The sequence below is a fragment of the Sphingobium sp. LMC3-1-1.1 genome (assembly GCF_040676285.1).
GTDB lineage: Bacteria > Pseudomonadota > Alphaproteobacteria > Sphingomonadales > Sphingomonadaceae > Sphingobium.
Genome location: NZ_JBEGHQ010000012.1, coordinates 84,444 through 106,471, shown reverse-complemented (window position 1 = coordinate 106,471; position 22,028 = coordinate 84,444). Strand labels below are relative to the sequence as shown.

The following is a 22,028-nucleotide window of genomic DNA, read 5'->3' as shown; positions in this document are numbered from 1 at the left end:
CTACAGCCCCGCGCAGACATTTTGCGATGCGCTGGCAAGGAACGGCGCAAAGGGACAGCTTACATAGCGCAGCCGCACCGTCGCATTGCCCAGATCGACGACGATCTGATCAGCGCGGATCGCGGCGGGCGCATTGCCGATCCCGCCGACGCGCGCACCGCCATTGTGCAGACCAAGAAAGCTGATCATGTCGTCCTGATCGATGCCGTCGCCCGATACACCGATGCCGCCGACCAGAACATTGCCGCGATAAATGGGTACGGAACCCGGAAAGATCTGAATGCCGTTCTGCACCCGGTTCCGGTTGGACACGGTCGGGACAGCCGAGCAGCGCTGGGGCGTGTCGGTTGCGTTCGCGCCCGTCACATAAGCGAGATGCGCGGCAAGGTCGCCCACCACCAGCGCAGATTGCAGGCCGGTGGAGAAGGGATTGAACTGCGCGATTGGACGCGAAAAGGGTCCGTTCGGCCGCCCGACCTCCCCATCTGGGAAATAGGGTCGGGAAAGATTGCCATTGGCGCGGTCGGTAAAGGCATGCTGCCCGGTCAGCGCGGAAGGATCGTTGAGGAACGTCCGCGCCTTGCCGACAAAGGCAGCGACATCGGCGCTGCTGCTCGCCGACAGGTCTGCCGCCGCATGGGCGCCGGAGAAGAAAGCCGCCGTACGCGCCTTCTGCAGGCTGACGTCGGTGCCGAAGATTGGCGCATCGGGCGATCGGACGATCCCCAGTGCCTGCCCGCGCGTATCGACCAGGCTGATCGTCACCTGCGCCCGGCTGTCCAGCGGTTGGCGGATCTGCGCCCTGGCCCGGCTCATGACGGCGAAGGCTTCTTCAAGGATCGCGGTCACTTCCGCCGTAGTGAGCGGCTGCGCCACATCGCCACCGTCGGTCCCGGCGCGTATCGGGAAGCGGTCATTGCCCGATCCGTCCGTCAGCACGAAGGCGTCCATATTGGAAAATTCGGCTGATCGCGCCGGCCGGATGCCAGACGCCTCCGTGCCATAGGCGACGCCGGGCAGGATCGCAGGCGCCGGATCACCATAATAGCCGCGCACCGCGACCAGTGAACCCTCGCTTCCGTTGATCGCGGCAAAACTCACGGCACCCGTTGCGATCAGGCCGGAATAGGCTGCATCGGAATAGCGCAGCGAAGTGCCGTCCACCGTGATTCGATCGGCGCGGATAGCCTCGGGCGCTTCAAACCCCAGGGTTCCCGCCAGCGCGACATATTCCTCTGGATCATTATCATCATCAAGGACATTGCTGTCGGAGCCGTATACCCCGTCCGCCATGACGCCGACGCCGCCAACCACCACGCCATTCTTGTAGAGGGGAAAGCCCCCCGGATCGGCTGCCAGCCCCAATGGAGAGCGCTTCGGCCCGATCATCGCCTGTGAGCCGGACGAGACAAAGCGCGCGGACAGGTCGGAACAGGGCAACTGGCTGAACTGCACCCCGAACAGCGGCCCGCTTTCCAGCCCGGCGGTGGTCGGTGCCGGCGGGAAATGCTGCTGCACGATCATGCTCGCCGTGCGGGTGGAAAAGGCGTTGCCGCCGCTCGACAGATAGGCGCCGGTGATCGCCTTGGCGATGGCGCCGGCCTCGGCGGGAACGGTCAGGTTCTGCGCGTCGATATTATCACCATTGGGCGCCGCGCTGGTGATGGCGCTGGCGCGTGCCCCCGCCATGCGGAATATCGCGAGCACATTGCCCACCCGGTCGGTCACCGCGACCACGGCGGGCAGATTGCGCGCCTTCGCCTCCGCAACGGCATGCGCCACTACGGTTTCGACGTCCGCTATCGTAAGCGACTCCTGCGCAGGCGCTGCGTAGAGGCTGGACGGTGGCGGCGTTGGCGCAGGGGTCGACGTACCGCCGCCGCTGCCACCCCCTCCTCCACCGCCGCCGCAGGAGGCAAGAACCAGTACCGCGCCAGCGGCCAGGGCGCTCAACCGGTGGAGCCTGCCACTCATTGCAGCGCCCCGATACCGCGCGCCGCGCTGCCAAGAGATGCACGGAAATCTCCAGGGCGATAGCTGTTCGGTTCCTTGACCGCGGCATAGGCGCGGTTGACGTCCGCCCGGATCCCCGCCGCGGCGCCCACGGTGACGCGTCCGGATTTCACCAGGCTGTTGAGCAATGTATCGATCGCCATGACGGCCTGTACGGATCCTTCATAATCGGTGAAGCGCGGCGATATGGCGCTGCCCGCAATCTCGCGCACGATGGCGAAGGCCATGTCGCCCCGCATTCCCCCAGCGGCAAAGGCATCGGCCAGGGCCCGCGCGCTGCCTGCCAGTTTGCCAGCGGCAGCTATCGCCGCAGGGCGATCCCGCGCGATTGCCGCGTGGAACGATCGGCTGTCGGCGTCGAAACGCCCCGCAAGTCCCGGCGCTGCCACGCGCGCCGCCGCGGACAGCAGGATCATGTTTTCGTCATTGAAGGGGGGCATGCCTGCCGGGATCGGGCGGCCCGGATTGGCTTCCCAGGTCTTGCTGCGTTCCGCCTGGTCATAGATGCGGCGGTGGCAGCTCTGGCAATCGAAAAAGTAGAATTCGGGGAAAGTCCCCTCCATGCCCTTTGTGCCGGCATAGAGGGCCAGGGCGCGTTCCACGGCCATCGCCTGCCCGACCGCCCATAGCTTCAGGCTGTCGGTTCGCCCCTTGCGTCGTGCGTAATCGGCATCTTCATCATGATGCGCCTGCATCGATGAGAAGAGGTCGAGCTCGAAGGAGATGCGCGGATGGCCTGCCGCCATGATCCGATGCGTCACGAACTGACCGTCCCGCGCACTGCCGAAATGACAGTCGAGGCAGACCGATGCCCTCGTCTCCGGCTGGTCTAGTGGGGTCATGCCGGCTGCGACATTGGCGGCATGGCTTGCGCCCACCGCGTAATGGGACGCTATCCAGCCGCTTGCCGCGCCGTGGCACGCCTCGCAGCCGACGCCGTCCTGCGCCAGAAAACGCGTGCCGCGCGCTGCGGCCGGCGTGGAATGGCAGCCAAGGCACGCGGGCGCAGAGGACGGGTCGCCCAGTCCCAGCGTCGCCGCGATCTGTCGCCCCCGCGTGCCGTTCAGCACCGCGAAGGCGCGGCTATGGGCGCCGCCCGGCGTCGAAGGCTCCTGCCAGCGCATAAGCTCATCCTGGCGTACGACCTTGCCGTCGCCTTCCATCCGGCCGTGGCAGGTGGAACCGGCGCAGGAAGCGACGCCAGTATAGGTGCGAACAGCCGACGCGGCATCCGCCACACCCGAACCTGCACCCGGCAGAGCGGACAGCAGCAGCCATCCCAGCAGCATGGCGACCAGCGCCATCCCGCCCAAGGACCTGCCTATCACCCCGACCTTGCCCCTCATTTGTCACGCCCCCGTGCAGGCTGATTCGGGCAGTTTCCCCTGCGTCAGCCGCGCATTTCTCTCTACGGGATCAACCCGTTGTTTCAATCACGTTTTGCCCACGCCGCCCGATCAGTGCGTACCACCGTCCCCGCAGCCCGCTTCGTCAGGTCCACCGCAGGAGCGTTCCCAAAGATCCTCATTGCCCGCACCTGTCACAGGTTCGTCAATCAGGGGTGGATAGCCCTGTGCGACGATGTCGCGCAGTTCGATCAGGGACAGGGTGAAGATGCGGCTGACCGATACCGAAGGGTCCAGCACGCCGTTCCATGTGTCGCGGCTGTCAAAGCTGACGCTGGTGCAGGCAGCCGGGCTGCCGATGAGGCAACCGTTGATCCTCGATCCCAAGGCATAGCCGCCGTTGACCGCAACCAGCGGGATCGTTTCCAGGCCCTGCGCGAACGCCCCCGTCGAGAGGGCCAGACGCCCGTTGATGGCGATCTGCAAAGCTGGACCCTGCGAACCGATCACCAGATTATTGGCCGTGAATCCGCGCCGGTCCGGGATCGCTACCGAGAGGCCGCTATTCTGGATGAAGAAGGCCTGGGACGCATTGGCCCGGATTGTTCCCGCACGCAGGATGCCGGCATCGTCGACCGGGCCGTCATTCTGCGCCAGGCGCAAATCCCTGGCGGTGATCGATCCTGTGGAACCGATGTCCGCTATGGCCGACAGAGATGCCGCCATGATGATTGGGCTGTCGAGCGTCAGCACGCCGCCCAGTGCGCCATTGCCGTCGCTGATGTCGATCAGGCCGGCGCCGGCTATGATTTCCAGCCGTCGGCCTGCCGTGAGGGCCAGCCCTCCTTGCCCTGATCGCCCGATCAGCCGCACCGCGCCCTGGACGCGCAGATGCCCGCTGGTGCCGATCGTCAGCATCCCGCCGCTCGCCAGATTGGCCGCGCCCAGTGTCAGGTCCTGCACGATGATGTCCGGCGATCCCGCAACGCTGCGCGCCGGGGCATTGAAGGCGATCTGCGTCGCCGTTACCCGCGCCAGTTCCGCCGCTGACAGGCTGTAGGTTCCAGCGACGTCATTTCCGCCAATATAGGCCGGCTGCTGCAGGTTGATGGCATTGAAAACGACCTGTCTCGTTCTGTTCACGCTGCCGAGTTGGGCCGAACCGCCCAGGACAATGTCGCGCGATCCGATCGTAATCGTCCGGGCGGATGCGGAACCGGTCAGCGTCAGCAGGCCGCCGCCGTTCAAAAGGATGTCGCCCGCCAGCGATATCACATCGCCGAAAATTGCCGAACTAGCAGCCGTGGCCGTCAGCGAATCTCCGGCAGAAAGCCGGGTCGCATTGATCAATCCGCCTGAGAGGGTCATGCCGGTTGCAGCACTGGCGTCGGCGATGGACAGAGCGCCACCCGCTTTCAGCAGCAGCGCTCCTGTCGATGCCGTCGCCTGCGCTATCGTCATGCCGCCCGTCGCGCCAAGGCTGACCGCGCCGCCACTCGCGGTGATCGGACCCGCCGATGCGATATCGCTGACCACCAGGCGGCCGGCGCCCGCATCCAGCAGGCTCTGACCGCCAGCAACCAGGCTGGCGGCGTTGATCCCCTGCGCGGACAGCGTCAGATTTCCGCCAGCGGTCAGCACGCTGCCGGCGGCGAGATTGATATTGCCCGCCGCGCTGAGGATCGTCAGATCGTTGACCGCGCGCAGACTGCCCGCCGAGGACATGGTGATGTTGCCCGGCGCGGTGAAAAGGATGCTGTCCGCAAAAAGGCTGTCACTGCCCTGCGGTCGCCCGACATGGCTGAAATCGATGCGTGTTCCCGACACGCCCGTCAGCGCACCGGTCGCCATGATATCGCCAGCCCCGGCGAAAGCGAAGGAGAGTGGCCCGTCGCTCACGAAGTCGGCATTGCCACCGATCCGCACGAGGTTGGTCGCGCCCACGGAAACGCCCGAAAAGCCGGCGGTCGGGATGCCGAGACTGGAAAGCCGGGCCGATCCAGTGACCCTCAGTCCACCATTGGTGGCCGTGCTGCCGTCGGTCAGGCTGACGAGACCGCTCGCGTCTCCACTCGCGCTCATCAACAATGCGTCGATCAACCGCTGCGCGCCCGGTGACAGCAAGCCGTCATCACGATTGGCAAAGCTGGCGGTGCCGCCGCTGCCCAGGCCGGTGACGCCCGCGGCAGAGGCGCCGCCCGGCGCTTTGCCGCCGATCCCGCCCAGTCCCCCCTGTCCGTCCGCGCGCAAGGTCATGCCGCCTAGCACATAATCGCCATTGCTGGAATCGAACGCCGCAAGGCCGCCCGCGCCGTTTCCACCGTTGCCGCCCAGGCCGCCGGACAGGCCCGCATTGCTACCCACGCTGCCATCGGCGCCCAGCCCGCCCTGGCCATTTGCGGTGATGCTGTAAGCGGGCATTTGAGGCAGGGCGCCGCCCAGCACAATGCGTGCATCCGCAATCCGTAATGTCGCCGAGCCAGCCAGGCCATTGCCGCCCGCTCCACCATTGCCGCCGACCGGCCCGGCAGTGCCAAGAGCGCCATCGCCGCCCGTCGCATCGCCGCTGATGCGCAGCGCCAATCCGGTTGTCGCCGTCGCGCCGGAGCCAAGTGCGAACAAGGCCGCGCCGCCGGTCGCATTGCCGCCGTCCGCCCCCAAAAGACCCGCGCCGCTGCGCACGCCGCTTTGGCCGCCAGCCCCGCCGATCGCTTCCGCCAACACGCCGATATCGCCGGCATCCAGCAGGGTCGAGGCTCCGGTCAGACCCAGCGACGCGCTTCCGCCGAATGCATCGCCGCCGCGCCCGCCGCTGCCATCATAGCCAGTGCCGCCTGTACCGCCCAGACCGGCAGCGGTGACGCGCAGCGTCCCGCTCACTGTCGTCGCGCCGAATGAGAGGCCGAGTGTCGCGGCGCCGCCCATTCCGAAGCCACCCGCGCCGCCGGTCCCGCCACCGCCGCCCATGCTGCCGATGCCGTCGGCGCTGACGGTCAGGTTCGCGAAAAGGGGATCGACGTCGACCAGCATCGCGGCGCTGCCGCCCGTTCCCCGGCCACCCGCACCGCCGCCCGTAGTGCCGTAGAAGAAAATCGGGTTGCCATTATTGTCGAAGCTGCTGAAGCCGCTATTGCCCGCCTGACCGCCAATCCCGTCGGCATCGACGGTGACAGCGCCAATGGCATGGCCTTCGTTCAGATAGGAAAAAGCTGCCGTGCCGCCCAGCCCGTCGCCGGCCGCCGCGCCGGGTCCGTCGCTGCCATTATTGCCGCCCGCGCCGCCCATGCCCTCCGCCGAGATCAGCAGCGACGGCGCGGTCAGCACGCCGCCCGCCAGCGTCACGTCCGCCGTCCCGCCCGTGCCAAGACCGCCTGCGCCGGCGCGATAAAATCCGGCGCCGTCGGCGCCGGTTTCCGCGCCATCGCCACCCTTGCCCGTTGCGCGGACGATAGCCGCGCCCGTGATCGTGACGGCCCCACTGCTTCCCGCAGCCAACAACAACCCGGCAGTACCGCCCGTGCCGGTTCCGCCATCCGCGCCGTCGGCCTGAAAGACCGGATAGCCCATGCCGCCGGCGCCGCCCGCATCGATGGCAAGTGTCGTCAGTCCCAGCGTCCCGCCGCGCGATTGCAGCGCAGCGTTGCCGCCAAGGCCCGCCCCCGCGATCGCCGCGGCTGATGATGGACTATTCGCACCGTCCGCCTCCCCGCCGGTGCCCTGCGCGCTCAGCAGCAGCGTGCCGAGAGTGGCACCGCCGCCCGCGATAAGGAAATCTGCCGTACCGCCCTGCCCGTTGCCTGCACGGAAGGACGTTGTGCCGCCGCCCTCGCATATAAGGCAGTTTTCGCCGGCGGCGCCGCCAGCGCCGTTCGCTCTCGCATCCACCAGATCGGCCGTCAGGCTGCCCGCCAATATGTTGACGTTGATCGTGCCGCCCGTGCCATTGCCGGCATCGCCGCCGTTGAACGTTATGCCATCGATCGGGGGCGCCGAAGCACCCTCGGCCGACAGATAAAGGTTGCCGAAGCGAAGAGCGCCGTCGCCCGCCGAGCCGACCCGGTTTTCCACAAGGATGCTGCCACCCAGCCCGTCGCCGCCGCGACCCGCGACGCCGTCGGAAGCTGCGCTGCTGCCAACGCCATTGGCTTGCAGCGTCATGTCGCCCAGCGCCGAAAAGTCGCCATCGCTGGCATAGAGCAGGACCGATCCGCCCGTGCCGTTCGATCCGTTCGCGCCCGATGCGCCCCCGCCATTGGCAGAGATCCGGCACGAATAGTTGGGGCAGTCGCTGAGCGAGAAGCTGCCACGCTGCCCGCTCGATGCACTGGCGAACAGGGCCACATTTCCACCCGTCCCGCTGCCCGCCAGGCCGGGCGCATCGCCGGCAAAGCCACCCGCGCTGACATAGAGTCCTGCCGCGCTGAAACTGCCGCCCGCAGCGCCGATGGTGATGCTTCCGCCAAGGGCGTCGGCGGTGCGCGGCGTCAGGAAGGTCGATCCCGCAAAGGCGGCAAAGCCCGAGGCGTCGGCAGTGGCGAACAGGTCCTGCGCGATCGCGAGGCCTCCGCCATCATGCGCCGAAATGTTGATCCGCCCGCCCCGCAGCATGCCGCCCGACGCCCCTCCGCCATAGGCCGTCGCATCGGCGTAGAGCGAAACGGATGTAAGGATGTTCAGGCTGCCCGTGCCGCCCACGTCGATGTCGATGCCGGTTGTGCCGGGGATCGCCGCGCCATAGCTGCCGCCGTCCGTCGCATAGCCCGGCGCGGTGCTGACGTCAGCGAAGAAGCTTGTCCAATCGTGCCTGCCCGCGGATATGGCGACCCGGATATCGCCGCTCGTCGCGCTGCCCGCCGCGCCCGTGCTCGCGATGCCGCCTGTCGCCTGCGCTGTGGCCCGAACGGTGCCCAGATCCAGGCCACCCTGTATGAAGGCGCCGGACGTGCCGTTGATCGCGATGCTGCCGCCAACGGCATTGCCGCCGTCCACCGGCGGCACCGACACCTGGAACGCCGTTCCCGCCGAGGCGTCGAGCGTGGTGCTGCCGAAGCCCAGACTCCCTCCTTCCGTGCCGGAGGGCCCGGCAGCGGTCAGTGCCGAAAGGGTGATCGATCCGCCTGTCGCGTTGCCGGACCTGTCGCTGCCATAACCCGCATAGCCCACCGCATTTGCCGTCAGGCTGGCGGCGGTGATCGATCCGCCGGTGGCGATCAGATTGATGATGCCGCCATTGGCGTCGCCGCCGACCAAGGGTACCGAACTGACGCCCGCTTCGCCATCCCCGCTGGCATCCAGATTGAGAGTGCCGGTAACGCCGATCTGTCCGTTGGTGGAGGGCGCGCCGCTGCCGCCGAAGGCCAGCAGGTCGATGCGCCCGCCTGTGCCCCCGTTGCCGGCTTTCAGGTTCATGTCGCGGTCGACGGTGATCGTGCCGGACTGGTCGGCCTGCAGGGTGATGCTGCGTTCGGCGGAAAGCGCGACATTGCCCAGGAAATGGGTGACCGTGGCAGGGCGGATGACGATGTCGCCGGTCGCCGCGCCGGTCACGTCGTTTTGCCAGTCGCCTGACCCGATGCTGAAACCTGCGGCGGCCGTCGCGGTGGCATTGCGCGTCACGATCAGGTTGCCGCCGGCGTCATGGGCGATGTCCGACCCGGCGGAAAGGACGATGGCGCTGCCGTCCGGCGTCACCGACGTTGCGGGCGTATAGCCGACATTGCCCGACAGCAGCATGGTCAGCGCATTGTTCTTCGGCACCGCGACCATGAAGACGCGCTGCAGATCGGTACCCCCGGTCGAGGCCGGGCCCGTTGTCGTGCCGCTGTGGACGACGCCGTTGGCATCAGTGGTGCCGGCCGTGATCGCGATGTCGAACAGGCCGTTGTTGATCCTGATATCGGCGGCTTCCGCGGCGACATAGGCGGCTGAACCGTTGACGTTGACGGTTCCGCCTTGCACCACGCGCGGCGCGACCAGCGCCACATAACTGCCGGATGAAAGTGCGTTGACCTGAGCGCCCGGAAGAAGTTCGACCGAGGATGTGCTGCCCGCCGGACCAGCGAAACGGACATTGTTCCTGTCAAGTCCGTTGCTTGTGTCGATCGCGTTGGTGGTCAGGACCAGCGACCCGACGTTGAAGACACTGTTGGCGCCTGCGATGATGCCGCCCGGCGCATAGAACCAGACCGATCCGCCGGTGGTGGGCGGGCTGCCGACGATCTGGCTCTGCACCGTGCCGTTGAGCGCGATCACGCGCGATACGGGCAGGCCATTGCCATCCAGGGGTAGGATACGGTTCAGAACCGTGAAGTCGCTGGAAGAGCTGAATGTGACTGTCCTGCCCTGAGGCAGGAAGTCGATCGTGCCGGCGCTGGCCGCTCCCCTGTCATCGGGCGTCCAGTCAATGACCGCTTGCGTCGAGTTCAGCGAGATCGCATCGTTTCCAGGGGAACTGCCCTGCGAGATATAGACGTCGGGATTTGGCGTATAGCTGCCCTGAAACGCTTTCTGGCCAACTGCCGCGCCGGCGCCCAGGCCGACCGCGAGCGCAACCGCGCTGGTGCGGCCCAGCAATGTCCAGAGCGAGAAAGCGCCATGCTTCGTCCTCATCAACGCCTCCATGGCAGGATTTGCGTGGTCAGGGAAAGGAGCAGCCGCGTGGCGCCCCTGTCGGTCTGGAAACCTGCCTTGCGCAGTGGCGTCGCCACCGTCAGGTCGAGCCGCGCATGATTGTCCCATGTCGCGCGCAGACCGCCGCCCGCCGAATAGAGTTTCTGCGGATCAAGCCCGGCGAAATTGGCGCTGTGATGCCACATCCAGGCGGCATCGAAGAAAAGAAAGGGCTGGAGCGCGATCGCGCCCGGCTCCCGTGGCGTGATCCGCCCGTAGCGCAGTTCCGCGCCGATCCCCAGGCCACTGTCGCCGGTGATGACGCCGGGATCATAACCGCGGCCGACGGTATAATTGCCAGCGCTCATCTGCTCATAGGAAAGCAACACGTCAGGGCTATATTGCGCCCTGGGCGACAATGCGAAGGTCAGGTCCGGGCGCGGCCGATACTCCGCCTGGACACTCGCTCGCAGCACGAAGGCTGAAGGATCGCCGTCCAACTGGCTGATCGGCGTTCTGGGGAAGGCGCAGTTGACGAATGCCGCGCCGCAGGTTTCGCTCGCGCCCAGCCCTTCGATCCCCTGGCGCAGCTCGGCCATCCCGCCCAGCCGCCAGCGAGGCTCCACGCCGGAATAGCCGATCGTGCTGACAATGCTCTCAGGATCGATCAATTCCCCCTCCAGCCGCAGGAACAGCACGCGCAGCCGGTCGCGGGACAGCGGTATCTTTGGGGTGGCGGTGCCGAAACGCAGATCCTGGTTGACGACCTCCAGGCCGCCCGTCGCAAGCAGGGTGCGCGCCTGACGCCGCACCAGCGGATAGGCGAGCGCCGCCGTGGCTATCATGGTTTCCGATGACAGCGGCACGCCGCGGACCCCCGGTTTGCTCCAGGCGTAAGTGAGGTCGCCCGACAAGCGCAGCCCATCGCTGCCAAGCGCCATGCTGTGTCCGACCTGCAGCACCGTCTGTTCGCTCGGTTGAGCGGTGTTGAAGATGCTGAACAATGTGCTGTCGCCCAGCCCGGTCATGTCGTTGAAGCGCACCCGCGCCAGCCCGCCGAAGCGGCCGACGGCGTTGCTGCCGTAATTCTGGACATTGACGTCCAGTTGAACGCGCTGGCGCACCACCTGCACCTCGCCCACCACTTCCCCCGGCGCCGTGCCCGCGGGGCGCAGGGCGAGGCGAACATCATAGCCTGGGAGGTCGCGGGCCAGCAGCAGATGCCGTTCCGCGTCCCGCACGTTGAAGACCGGCTGACCCTTCAACGCTTCCATATGGGCGGCGATCAGCCTTTCGCTGTTGCCCGCGTCGCCGCGCACCTCCACCGCCACCAGCCGGGCCATGAAAATGTCGAAGCGAACGGTCCCGCCCTTCTCTATGCGCTGGGGCGGAACCTGCACGGCCGCCAGATAGCCCATCTGCCGCAGCATGGTTGCGGCCCGGTCGCGCACTTCGCACAAGGTCGCTATGGGCACTTCGCGCCCGGCAAATTCGCGCCAGCTATCCTCAAGCGCGGCCGGATCGACGATGCGCAGTCCCTCGAAACGGACATCGGCGAAATTGACCTGAACGTTCGCATAGCGCGGATCGGCCAGGGGGCATGGCGCGCGTTCGACGCCGCCGACCACAGTGAGGCGGCTGCCCCGATTCGCCGCTTCGTCCGTCAACTGCCCGCGTGTCAGTTCCTCGCGCGTCGGAGCGCGGGGCGCGACCTGCGCCGCCGCCGCCACAGGCAAGACGATCGGCAGCATCAGCGCCAGCGCCAGCGCCGCCGCCGATCCGCTCAAGGCGGAAGCCCGCATGTGCCCCTTGTTCCCCATATCTGTCCCCAAACGGTCCAAGGCAGCCTTTCCCTTAGGGCTGCCTCACTCCCTGTCTTCAGGCGCGGGCTTCTGCCCGTCACCCTTTCCCCGCGATTGACCGCCGGTTAACAGCGCCGGCGCGTCCCGACAATCAATTCCGCGCGGCCCCGTTGGACAGCGCCGCCATGTCCACCAGCAGGTCGAGCTGCGCCGTGCATTGGCGCGCGATCAGGCTGGATGCGATGCCGTCCAGCCCCGCCGTTTCCGGGCTGACCAGTGCGAAGCGAACATCGGCTGCATGCGATCCGTCGCTCAGGCGATAGGCGGCACCGTCACGGACTGGCGCGGCGGCCGGCCAGCCAGTCACTGATTCGCCGGCTGCGAAGCTCGCCGTCGCTTGCACGCCATCGCCGATGACGCGTACCGTTCCCGATTTGGCCGGATCCGCACGCCACAGGCGCACCGCGGCGGGGTCGGCAACGCAAAGTGTTCCGGATTGCGCGACATCGACCATCCAGAGATTGGGTCGGCGTGGCGGAGCGGCCGGCGTTTCGCCAATGGTGCCGCGTACTGCCCCGGTTCGGGCGCGCCGCACCCGCTTGGTATCCAGCAGGGCGGAGAGCATCACATTATTAGCGGGTGCCGCACTGGCGGCGGCGGCGACGTTGAAGCTGCCGGGCCCACGCAGCGTCCGCGTGCCCCTCGCATCCAGCAGCGTCACCACATCGCCCGCTTTCAGCGTGAGCGATCCGCCATCGCCCAGCTTGCTTCCCGGCTTGTAGGTCGCGGCCGAGGGTCCGGTGGCGCGCACCACCATGGTCTCCGCTGCGGCCTGCCCGCCCAGCCCCGCCACGACATATCCGGCCAATGCGCCGCGCGCGGCAAGCTTACCCCAGACCATAGCTACTTCCTTCCCCGATATGCTCATAACGATATAGCAGATTGGCGATGGCCGCATCGTCCGGATGATGGTTAACCATCATTTTGAGACGTTGCCGCGCACCGTTCTGCGCTTCGGCATCCTCGCCATCGAATGCCGCCAATATCTGCGCCAGTGCCGCGCGTTCTCCGGCGGGAAAGTCCGGCGCCGGCTCGAACAGATCGACCGGGGTCGATCGGCCGCGCAGTCGCACCCGCCCCATCGGACGCCACCAGTCCAGCCCCGACAGCAACATCGCTTCCCGGCTTGCCAGGACGTTCGTTTCCAGCGCCTTGTTTGCCGCTTCCAGCCGTGATGCCGTATTCATGCTGTCGCCGAGCGCGGTATATTGGATGCGCCCTTCACCGCCGAAATTGCCGACGATCGCTTCGCCATGATGCAATCCGACGCGGGTCCGCCCGATCGGTGGCACGCCGGGGGGCAGGTCCCGACGGAACGCCTCCCCCGCCCGCCACATGGCGTAGGCGGCGAGAGCGGCGTTGCGTCCGTCGTCCCGCCGGGCAATGGGCGCGCCCCAGAAGGCGACCACCGCATCGCCAACGAATTTGTCGATGGTTCCGCCATGGGCCAGCACCACATCGCTCAACATGTCGAGATAGCGATTGAGCAACTGGGCGACCATTTCCGGCGCAATGGCGTGGCTGAGCTTGGTGAAGCCCTCCAGGTCGGTGAAGAGGGTGAAGATCAACCGCTTTTCGCCGTGCAGCGCCAACTTCTCCGGCTCCGCCAATATCTGCGCGGCGATGTCGCGGGGCAGATATTTGCCCAGCGCCGCCTGCGCGAAGCGCCGCTGCTGCGAGGTCACGGCCCGCGCCGCCACGCCGATGGCCGTAAAGGCCAGCACCCAGCCCAGCACCCATCCGACCGCCGGCAGCCCCTTGGTGTCCCATCCCCGTGCCTGAAGCCAGAGGGGTACGCCCGCAATCGCCCCGGCCTGCAGGGCCAGCGCCGGCACCAGCGCGAACCATCGTAATTCCGCCAGGCTGGTCAAGCCCGCCGCGCAGACGACCAGCAGCGCCGCGAACCAGCGCCACCCCTCCGGCACCGCGGCCAGGCGAGCGCCGTCGAGCAATTGCGCCAGCATCGTCGCGTGCACTTCAAGCCCGATCATGGTCGAACGTGCCTGCCGCCCCGATAACGGCGTTTCGAACTGGTCGATATCGACGATATCACCGCCGATCAGCACGTGCCGCCCGCGCACCATGGCGGCAAGCGCCGGGGCCATGGCGGGGTCGGCCAGGGTATCGATCTGGAGACTGGGAATCACCGGCTCCTCCGACCCGTCGGCCTGCCTGATCGGCAGGCGGAAGCGGATTGCGCCGCGATAGTCGCGAAAGGATGCGGAAGGCTGCATCGCCAGCGTCAGCAAGGGGGGCTGTCCTGGCGTCGGGACGGGCCAGCTTCGCACCACATTGTCCGCATCGGTTTCCAGCCGGATACTGGCGGGACGGACCCTGGCCGTCCGCGCCTCGCCGATGAACCGATCAAGATATTGCTGCTGCTCGAAAATGATCTGTTCCTGATTGTCGCCCAGATTGGCGTAGCCGAGCCAGACCGGTGTGCGCATGGCGTGGAGGGTGGAGAGCAGTTCGCCATCCTCGTCCTGCGGCTGGTCGAACAGGATGTCGATCCCGATCGACTTTGCCCCCATGGCATCGATGTTCCGCAGCGCCCGCGCCAGCAGGCCCCGGTCGAGCGGCGACCGCTTGCGCGTGGCTATCAGGGTCTGATCGTCATAGACCAGCATCAGGATGCGCTGGTCCTGCGCCACGCGGGGCGCGAAGGTCGCGGCTCGCCAGTCGTAAAGGCCTCTCTCCGCATCGGCGGTCAGGACTTCTCGCGCCCTTCCGCCGCCCAGGGGACGGTTCCAGTCCCACCCGGCCAGGAACAGCGCCAGCAGCAAAAGCGCCCCCGTCGCTGCCAGGCGCCAGCGTCCCGTCTCCCGCACCAGTCGCGCGCCGCGGCGCAGCAGGCCCCGCATCGGCATGATGATCAGCGGCGCGCGATCAGTGGACGCGCGCCGTCGCCGATGATGGCGAAACCCGACCAGTAGAAGGGATGGGAGGTTTCCGCATCATCCATCAGCCTGATCTGCGCGGCCTGCAACGCCTCGGCCATGGGCTGGTCCGCCCCGGCGGCAAACAGGCCGGCCATGAGCCGCTCGGTCGCATGATAATCCTCCGGTGCGGGCCAGTGGCTGGCGATGACGGCGCGGCTCCCCGCGCCGATGAAGGCCCGCACCAGCCCGTCCAGCGCCCCGCCGCCGCCCGAAAGTCCCGCCGCCCGCGTCGTCTCCACACCGGCCGCGCCCGCCGTGTCGCACGCGGACAGAACGACCAGGTCAGCGTTCAGCCGCAGGTCGAAAATCTCGCTGAACTGCAACAGGCCGTCCGATTTCCGGTCCGGCGCGAAGCTGGTGAGCAGGGCCGGGCGCGCCGGGCATCCCGGATGCGGCGGCGTCACGAGCCCATGGGTGGCGAAATGCAGGATGCGAAAGCGGTCGAGGTCACTCCGCGCCATCACCGCTTCGTCCGTGAAGGCAGTGCCCGTAATCAGTTCGCTGCCCTGCCCGCCAATGGCCTGCGCCGCTTCCCGCAACTCCGTGGCGGGGATGGGACGGTTCCATTGCAAGGGCGACCAGCCGCAATCGGCCGTGGACCCGCTGGACAATGCGCCCCGGCTGGAGGCCGTCAGCACCGGCCCGGCAAGCGGCGCATTGTCGCCGAAGCCGATATAGCTCTGCGTCGCGCTGGAGGGCGCCGCCGCCCGGGCGTCGCGAAAGGCTCTCGCCGACAGGGCCGTGCTGACCGCATGGTCGCGGCCCAGCCAGTCAATGCCGCGAAAATCGAACTCGTCGCCCCCTTGGGCGATACGAGCCTCATAGGCGTCCACGCCTGCCTGACTGGCGATCAACAGATTGACCGGCAGTTGCAGCATCGCGCCATCGGGCTCGAAGATCAGGTGCCGTACCGGCTGCAACCGCTGCTCCACCGGTCCGAACAGGTCGAGATACAGGCTGCGCGCCACCGGAACGTCCAGCGCGTAGGTGGTCTGCGCGCCATTGAGATCGATGGAGATCGTCTCGCGCAGCGCCGTGACCTTGCGCGCCACATCGGTCGCGCTGGCCGCCAGCCGATATCCGGTCGCGCCGTCGGCATCGATCCAGAGGGCGTAAAGCGCGTCGCCCAGTTGCGCCAGCTTGTAATAGCCTTCGCCCGGTTTCAGCGTCGCCTGCATTTCAGCCAGTGTCAGCCCCTGCGGACTCAGCGCACGATATTGGGGATAGGCCGCCAACGCTGCCAGCGTACTGGCCTGATCGGCGGCAAGCTGGTCAATGTCGGCCTGCGCCTGCGCGAGGTCGGGCAACAAGGCGCCCTGCCCCTCAGCCGCCTGCCGCAATTGCGCCAGGGCGATCCGCCCGCGCTCTATGTCGCGCGACAAGGACACCGACTGGCGGAAAAGCCGCGCTGCCTCTCCGTCCCCGGCGGACAGCTCGCGGCTCAGTTGCTCCAGCGTATCGGCCGCGCCGGGGCGCATCAGCATCTGCGACGCCGCGAACAGATCGGCGGTCAGTTCAGGTCGCGTGGGAATTTCCTGCGCCAACAGACTGAAATAGGGCTGAAGCTGGTTCGCCATGCCGGTCAGCGCGGCGCGGTTCTCCATGGCGGAGGCGACGATGCCGCGATAAATCTTCAGCGCATCCTCATTGCGGCCCCGCCGGATCAGGAATGCGCCCAGCCGCGCTCGTGCGCCGTTCAATGCTATGGTTTCAGGATATTGCGCGCCCAGCAATGCCAGCGCCTCGTTCAGTTGACGCTCTGCCTGCCCATAATCCCCCTGCGCTTCATATGTCAGCGCGATCTCTCCCAGAAGCTGGGCGCGCAGGCGGGTGATCGACGTGACGCGCCCGTCACGGATCGCGACGGCGCTGGCCAGCGCTCTTGTCAGCACATCCCGCGCGGGCGCCGGCTGGCCCGACAGGCGCAGGATCGTGCCCCGCAATTGCTGCGCCTGCGCGTCCAGGATCGCCGCCCGCTCGGCCGGGGTAAGCCTGTTGTCCTGCCGCACTCCCAGAGCCCGTGCCTGCGACGCCCCGCTGCTCATTCCCGCAGCCAGCTCCGGCGGCAGGGAAACCGCGCCGTCACCATCGGTCGGGGCAGTCGCGCCGGCGGTCATGGGGCGATCGAGTATCGCAAGCGCGCCCGCTATGTCCTGCCGGTTGATGTGATGCATCGCCTCGAAATTGCGGCGCAGCCGGATCTGCACGGCATCGGCGGTGGCAATGCCGCGCGCATCCGCGAAGGCCGTGTCCGCCTGATCGAACAGACCCAGGTTGGACAATTGAAGGCCCCGGTTGACCAGATATTCATGCGCCCGGTTCGCCCGCTCGGTCGGAGTCAGCTTCGCCGTATCGGGATCGCGCGCGAGCCGGTCCGTCAGGCTGTCGAAGAACTCCGCCGCTTCGGCATAATTGCCCGACGCATTGCGTCTGTAGCCTTCGGCTAGCACCGTTTGCGGGTCCAGCGCCGCCGCCTGCAAACGGGCATAGCCGGCACCATTCGCGCCCACGGTCGCGATATCGAGCTTACCCGGTACGATCCGCCCTGAAATGACCGAGCGGAGCCCAAGGTCAAGAGCGCTTGCATAGGCCGCATAGCCCTGCGCGACATAGACCGTCTTGCCGCGCTCGACGGTCAATATGCGATAGGGGCCGACTGCGCCGGTACAATTGCGCATGAGCGCCGCGCCAATTCCGGGCAGGTTGACGCCGCCGGGCGCACCGCATTCGACCGCCCTCTTGCGGGAAGCGGCAAGCCGATCCAGCAATGCCTGGCCAGCATCGCCCGAACCGCTTCGCAGCGCGAAAATCTGACCTACTGGACTAGCTGCATCTCGGCACACCAGCGTCCACGCGCGATCGAACATCGTCCGCGCGGAGGGATCGCCCGACGCGCTCTGCGCCTGGCACAGGGCGCCGCCCTCGCTGCCGATGCGAAAGCTGTCGCTCAGCAATAGCCGGTCGCCCGTCGCCTGCGCATGCGCCGTCATGGACAGACTCAATGCAGCCCATCCGGCAGCACCGCCAACCAGCTTCCCCAATATGCCCAAGACCTGTCCCCCAAACCTTGCCGGATATGTCCGTGCAGGGCCCCCTAGAGCGATTTCCAAGCGATCGGAATGATCGCCGGTCAGGAAATCGCGGTAAAAAGCTCAAACGGCGATCTAATGGCCGTTGCTGCTTGATCGGGTCGTCATAACGCCGCCCGATGCCGCGCCGCAAGGTGAAAGGCGCCTGCAAGCGGCCCGTTCCAACTCCTCCTACTGGAAGGTGAGGCAGGGAAGTAACAGTCGCGTAAGAATCGATCTCTCTTGCGCAATTTTTATTGCATCCCGTGATGGGGCTGATCTAGATTAGATTTGAATAATATTCCTGAAATGGGCGCAGACCCCTATCAGTCAAAAACATAATTATAATGGTCAGTGTGTTAAAAGGGAGGATGATATGACAGGATTTCCGCGCCACGAAAACATATTGCGTTTATCGGCCTCATGCCTTGTTCTCGCACTGTCGAGCATTTCTATCGCCGCTTTTTCGCAAGAAACGGAAAATTCCTCCGATTGGTCGGGTAACGAAATTATCGTTACTGCCACGAAACGCAACGAATCTATCCAGAATGTGCCCTTCTCCATCAATGCGCAGACCGCCGAAGCCATGCAGCGCATGGGCGCCACCTCCATCGAAGACGTATCGCGTAGCGTCGCGGGCCTGACGGTTCAGAATCTTGGGCCGGGGCAGAGCCAGGTCTCCGTGCGCGGCGTATCCGCCGGCCAGGTCGTTCGCGACCAGCCGGGCGTAAAGGAACAGGTTGGCGTCTATCTGGACGAGTCCGTGATCTCCATGTCGCTGTTCACGCCCGATTTCGATCTGTTTGACCTCGATCGCGTGGAAACGCTGCGCGGACCACAGGGCACGCTGTTCGGATCCGGTTCGGAAGGCGGCACCGTCCGCTACATCACCAAGCAGCCGAAACTCGGCCAGACCGAGGGCACGGTCGAAGGCGGCGTCAATGTCCTGAAGGGCGGCGATGTCGGTTATTCGGGCAAGGGCGCGATCAACCTGCCCCTGGGCGAGACGGCGGCAATCCGGGCCGTGGGCTATGCCGAACATTATGCGGGCTTCATCGACGCCATCGGCCCGGCCGCGGGCAAGAACATCAATGACGGCCGCCGCTATGGCGGACGTCTCAGCCTGCTGTGGGAACCCGCGCCCGGCATCAAGGTGACGCCGCGCATCATCTATCAGGATATCAGGACAAACGGCTTCAACCGGGAGGACAGCTATCACCTTTATTATAACCCGCTGATCAGCCCGTCGGACGTTTTCCCGGAACGCACTCAATATCTGAAGCTGCGCGAGGAATTCCGCGACAAGACCACGCTCGCTGACCTGACGGCCAACATCGACATGGGGTCGGACATCGCGTTGACCTCGATCACCACCTATATTCACCGCGACATTCTGGTCAGCCGTGATGCGTCCGCGTTGACCGGGTCGGTGTCGGTCACGCCCTTCGTGATGTCGCTGGGCGTGGCGCCTGCTCTCGCCAATCTCCCATCCAATCTGCGGGACACGACCAGGCTCAAGCAATGGACGCAGGAACTGCGGCTTGCCTCGACCGGCGGAGGGCCGTTCCAATGGGTGCTGGGCGGCTTCTACAGCCATGTCGACCGCACCTATGAACAGCGCTTGCCGACGCCGGGCTATGACGCCATTGTCGACGCGACGCTGGGTGCAGGCACTTCGGCCGGGGCAGCCAATGGTTTCCCGCTCGATTCGCCCTATAACGCCGACATTCCTTACATCATCAAGCAATATGCCGCATTTGGCGAGGCAAGCTACAAGCTGGGCCAGTTCAAGCTGACGGCGGGCGGTCGCTATTATGATTTCAAGGAGACGCGCGATTTCAAGACAGGCGGTCTCTTTTCCAACGACGACAACCGCGTGGGCGACAAGACCGGTTCGACCGGTTTCTCCCCCCGTTTCATCGCCAGCTATGAAGCCAATCGCGACCTGACCTTCAACGTGCAGGCGTCCAAGGGTTTCCGCCTGGGCGGGGTCAATGATCCGCTGAACCTGCCGCTCTGCAATGGCGGCGCCACCGGGCCGGACGCGGCGACCTATGGCAACCGTCCGACTTTCGACGACGAGACGCTCTGGAACTATGAGGCCGGGGTCAAGGCGTCAGGGCGGGGCATCACGTTCAACGCCGCGTTCTTCTACAACGACATCAAGAACCTTCAGGTCACGGCGGATGCGGGAAGCTGTTCCTCGCGCGTCCTGTTCAACGTGCCTAAGGCTCATACGGCGGGCCTGGAAGCAGAACTGAGCGCCCGCATCTCCCCCAATTTCGATCTGTCGCTCAGCGGCAGTTATATCGACTCGAAGATCGACAGCAACGTCACTGACGCGGGCGGCGCGATCATCGCCGGCATCCGCAAGGGCAACCGCCTGCCCACCGTGCCGAAGTTCCAGATGGCGGCAGCGGCAACCTATACCGCGGAGATCGCGACGGAGACCGATTGGTCTTTCACCGCCAGTGTCCAGCATGTGGGCGATCGCTACACCCAGCTTGCCGATCAGGAACCGGGTGCGGGCAGCTTCGCCAATTCCATCTATTATGATCCAGCAACCGGCGCCTACGGCACTGGCGCCTTCAACTTCGGTTCCTACAGGTTGGGCGCCTATAATCTGGTCAACCTGTCGACCGGCGTCAGTTGGAACAGCGGCCTTTCGGTCACCCTCTATGTGAACAACCTGTTCGACGAAAATGCGCTTTATTCGTTGGACCGCGAGCGCGGCGGCCGGGGCCGGTTGGGGTACAATATCGGTACACCGCGCAAGATCGGCGTGACCGTCCGCAAGGACTTCTAAAAAGCCGCCTGCTATCGGGACGCCGAAGGCCGGAGCGGCTTTCGGCGTCCTTATTTTGAGCGATACAGCCGTTCTGTCCGCCGCTATGGTCGGCGAATGATCGAGACCGGGAACGCAATCGCCACAGCCATGCGCTTTATCGATGGCGGCCTCTTCGCGATGGGTTCGGACCGCTTCTATCCGGAGGAAGCGCCCGTTCGGCACGTGCGCGTTGACGGCTTCTGGATCGATGAGACGCCCGTCACCAACCGGCAGTTCGCGGAATTTGTCGACGCGACGGGTTACCGCACCTTTGCCGAAACCCCGCCAGATCCGAAGGATTATCCCGGCATGCCACCCGAAATGGCGCGGGCCGGGTCATTGCTGTTTCAGCGCACCGCCATGCCGGTCGATCTGAACGATGTCAGCCAATGGTGGCATTTCAGCTTCGGCACGGACTGGCGTCATCCCCACGGTCCCGACAGCAATCTGGACGATCTTTGGGATCATCCGGTGGTTCATGTCGTCTTTCAGGACGCGGATGCCTATGCCCGATGGGCGGGCAAGGCGTTGCCGACCGAGGCGGAATGGGAATTTGCGGCGCGCGGCGGGCTGGACGGCGCGGATTATGCCTGGGGCGACGAACTGGCGCCCGGCGGCATTTGCCAGGCCAATTACTGGCAGGGCCTGTTCCCCTACAGCAATCTGCTGGAGGACGGCTATGAACGGACCTCGCCAGTGCGCTGCTATGCGCCCAATGGCCATGGCCTTTACGATATGATCGGCAATGTCTGGGAATGGACCGTCGACTGGTATGCCCAGCCCAGGATCATGCGCAAGACGAAGGGAAGCTGCTGCGTTCCCGCGAACCCGCGTGGCGGCACGAAGCGCGAAAGCCTCGATCCCGCCAATCCCGACGTGCCGATCCCGCGAAAGGTGTTGAAGGGCGGCTCCCATCTGTGTGCGCCCAGCTATTGCCAGCGCTATCGCCCTGCCGCACGCCACCCGCAGGCGGTGGACAGTTCCACCAGCCATATCGGCTTTCGCTGCATCGTCCGCGACGCGCAGCGCTGAATATCAGAAACGGAAATCTATCATGCTCAACATGCCCTGGGACCAGCCCGCCACCATGATCGACCTTGACGGAAAGGCGCCGATCATCGGCACGATCCGCGATTGCGCCCAGCATTTTGCTATCTTCAAGCCCCATGCGAAGGAACAGGCGCGCATCCTGCTGACCCAGCCAGTCCATCGCGAAGGCCGCAAGACACGGACCTGGGTGCTGGAACCATGGGAGATCGAAAAGCTGGTCGAACGGCTGAGGGCGGAAGCGCATTAGAGCGGGTTTCTTGGTTTTCCGCGATTTCCTGACCTTCGGATGACGCCACCCGACTGGAAGTCGCTTC

At 66.0% G+C, this 22,028-nt stretch carries 10 protein-coding genes; 3 read left to right on the top strand and 7 right to left on the bottom strand.

Annotated features, from left to right (window positions below):
- From MRBLMC3_RS10810 to MRBLMC3_RS10780, 7 genes are all read right to left on the bottom strand, one after another.
- Nucleotides 1–1,974: a heme-binding protein gene (locus MRBLMC3_RS10810; RefSeq protein WP_363828489.1), complete on the bottom strand. Its 1,974-nt coding sequence runs from the start codon at nucleotides 1,972–1,974 to the stop codon at nucleotides 1–3.
- Nucleotides 1,971–3,359 carry a multiheme c-type cytochrome gene (locus tag MRBLMC3_RS10805; protein ID WP_363828486.1) on the bottom strand — a complete coding sequence of 463 codons (1,389 nt, stop codon included), beginning with the start codon at nucleotides 3,357–3,359 and terminating at the stop codon, nucleotides 1,971–1,973. The genes MRBLMC3_RS10810 and MRBLMC3_RS10805 overlap by 4 nt, the downstream gene beginning before the upstream one ends.
- Before the next feature lie 111 nt (nucleotides 3,360–3,470).
- On the bottom strand, nucleotides 3,471–9,968 hold the full coding sequence (locus MRBLMC3_RS10800) for a beta strand repeat-containing protein (RefSeq protein WP_363828483.1): 6,498 nt from the start codon (nucleotides 9,966–9,968) through the stop codon (nucleotides 3,471–3,473).
- On the bottom strand, nucleotides 9,968–11,770 hold the full coding sequence (locus MRBLMC3_RS10795; RefSeq protein WP_363828480.1) for a ShlB/FhaC/HecB family hemolysin secretion/activation protein: 1,803 nt from the start codon (nucleotides 11,768–11,770) through the stop codon (nucleotides 9,968–9,970). Before MRBLMC3_RS10795 ends, MRBLMC3_RS10800 begins: the two co-directional genes overlap by 1 nt.
- Before the next feature lie 151 nt (nucleotides 11,771–11,921).
- Complete coding sequence (locus tag MRBLMC3_RS10790; RefSeq protein WP_133654360.1) at nucleotides 11,922–12,671, bottom strand: hypothetical protein; 750 nt, start codon at nucleotides 12,669–12,671, stop codon at nucleotides 11,922–11,924.
- On the bottom strand, nucleotides 12,658–14,697 hold the full coding sequence (locus tag MRBLMC3_RS10785; protein ID WP_363828476.1) for an adenylate/guanylate cyclase domain-containing protein: 2,040 nt from the start codon (nucleotides 14,695–14,697) through the stop codon (nucleotides 12,658–12,660). Before MRBLMC3_RS10785 ends, MRBLMC3_RS10790 begins: the two co-directional genes overlap by 14 nt.
- Nucleotides 14,698–14,702: 5 nt before the next feature.
- Entirely contained in the window at nucleotides 14,703–17,759 is a 3,057-nt protein-coding gene (locus MRBLMC3_RS10780) for a CHAT domain-containing protein (protein ID WP_363828473.1), read from the bottom strand.
- 454 nt (nucleotides 17,760–18,213) lie between these two features.
- Between MRBLMC3_RS10780 and MRBLMC3_RS10775 the strand changes: the two genes are divergently transcribed.
- The 3 genes from MRBLMC3_RS10775 to MRBLMC3_RS10765 all read left to right on the top strand — a co-directional run bounded on the left by MRBLMC3_RS10775 (nucleotide 18,214) and on the right by MRBLMC3_RS10765 (nucleotide 21,961).
- Complete coding sequence (locus MRBLMC3_RS10775) at nucleotides 18,214–20,643, top strand: TonB-dependent receptor (RefSeq protein WP_363828470.1); 2,430 nt, start codon at nucleotides 18,214–18,216, stop codon at nucleotides 20,641–20,643.
- A gap of 129 nt (nucleotides 20,644–20,772) precedes the next feature.
- The gene (locus tag MRBLMC3_RS10770) at nucleotides 20,773–21,696 is read left to right on the top strand and encodes a formylglycine-generating enzyme family protein (protein ID WP_363829430.1); all 924 of its coding nucleotides are present in this window, start codon (nucleotides 20,773–20,775) and stop codon (nucleotides 21,694–21,696) included.
- A gap of 22 nt (nucleotides 21,697–21,718) precedes the next feature.
- Complete coding sequence (locus MRBLMC3_RS10765) at nucleotides 21,719–21,961, top strand: hypothetical protein (RefSeq protein WP_363828467.1); 243 nt, start codon at nucleotides 21,719–21,721, stop codon at nucleotides 21,959–21,961.
- Nucleotides 21,962–22,028: the final 67 nt, after the last annotated feature.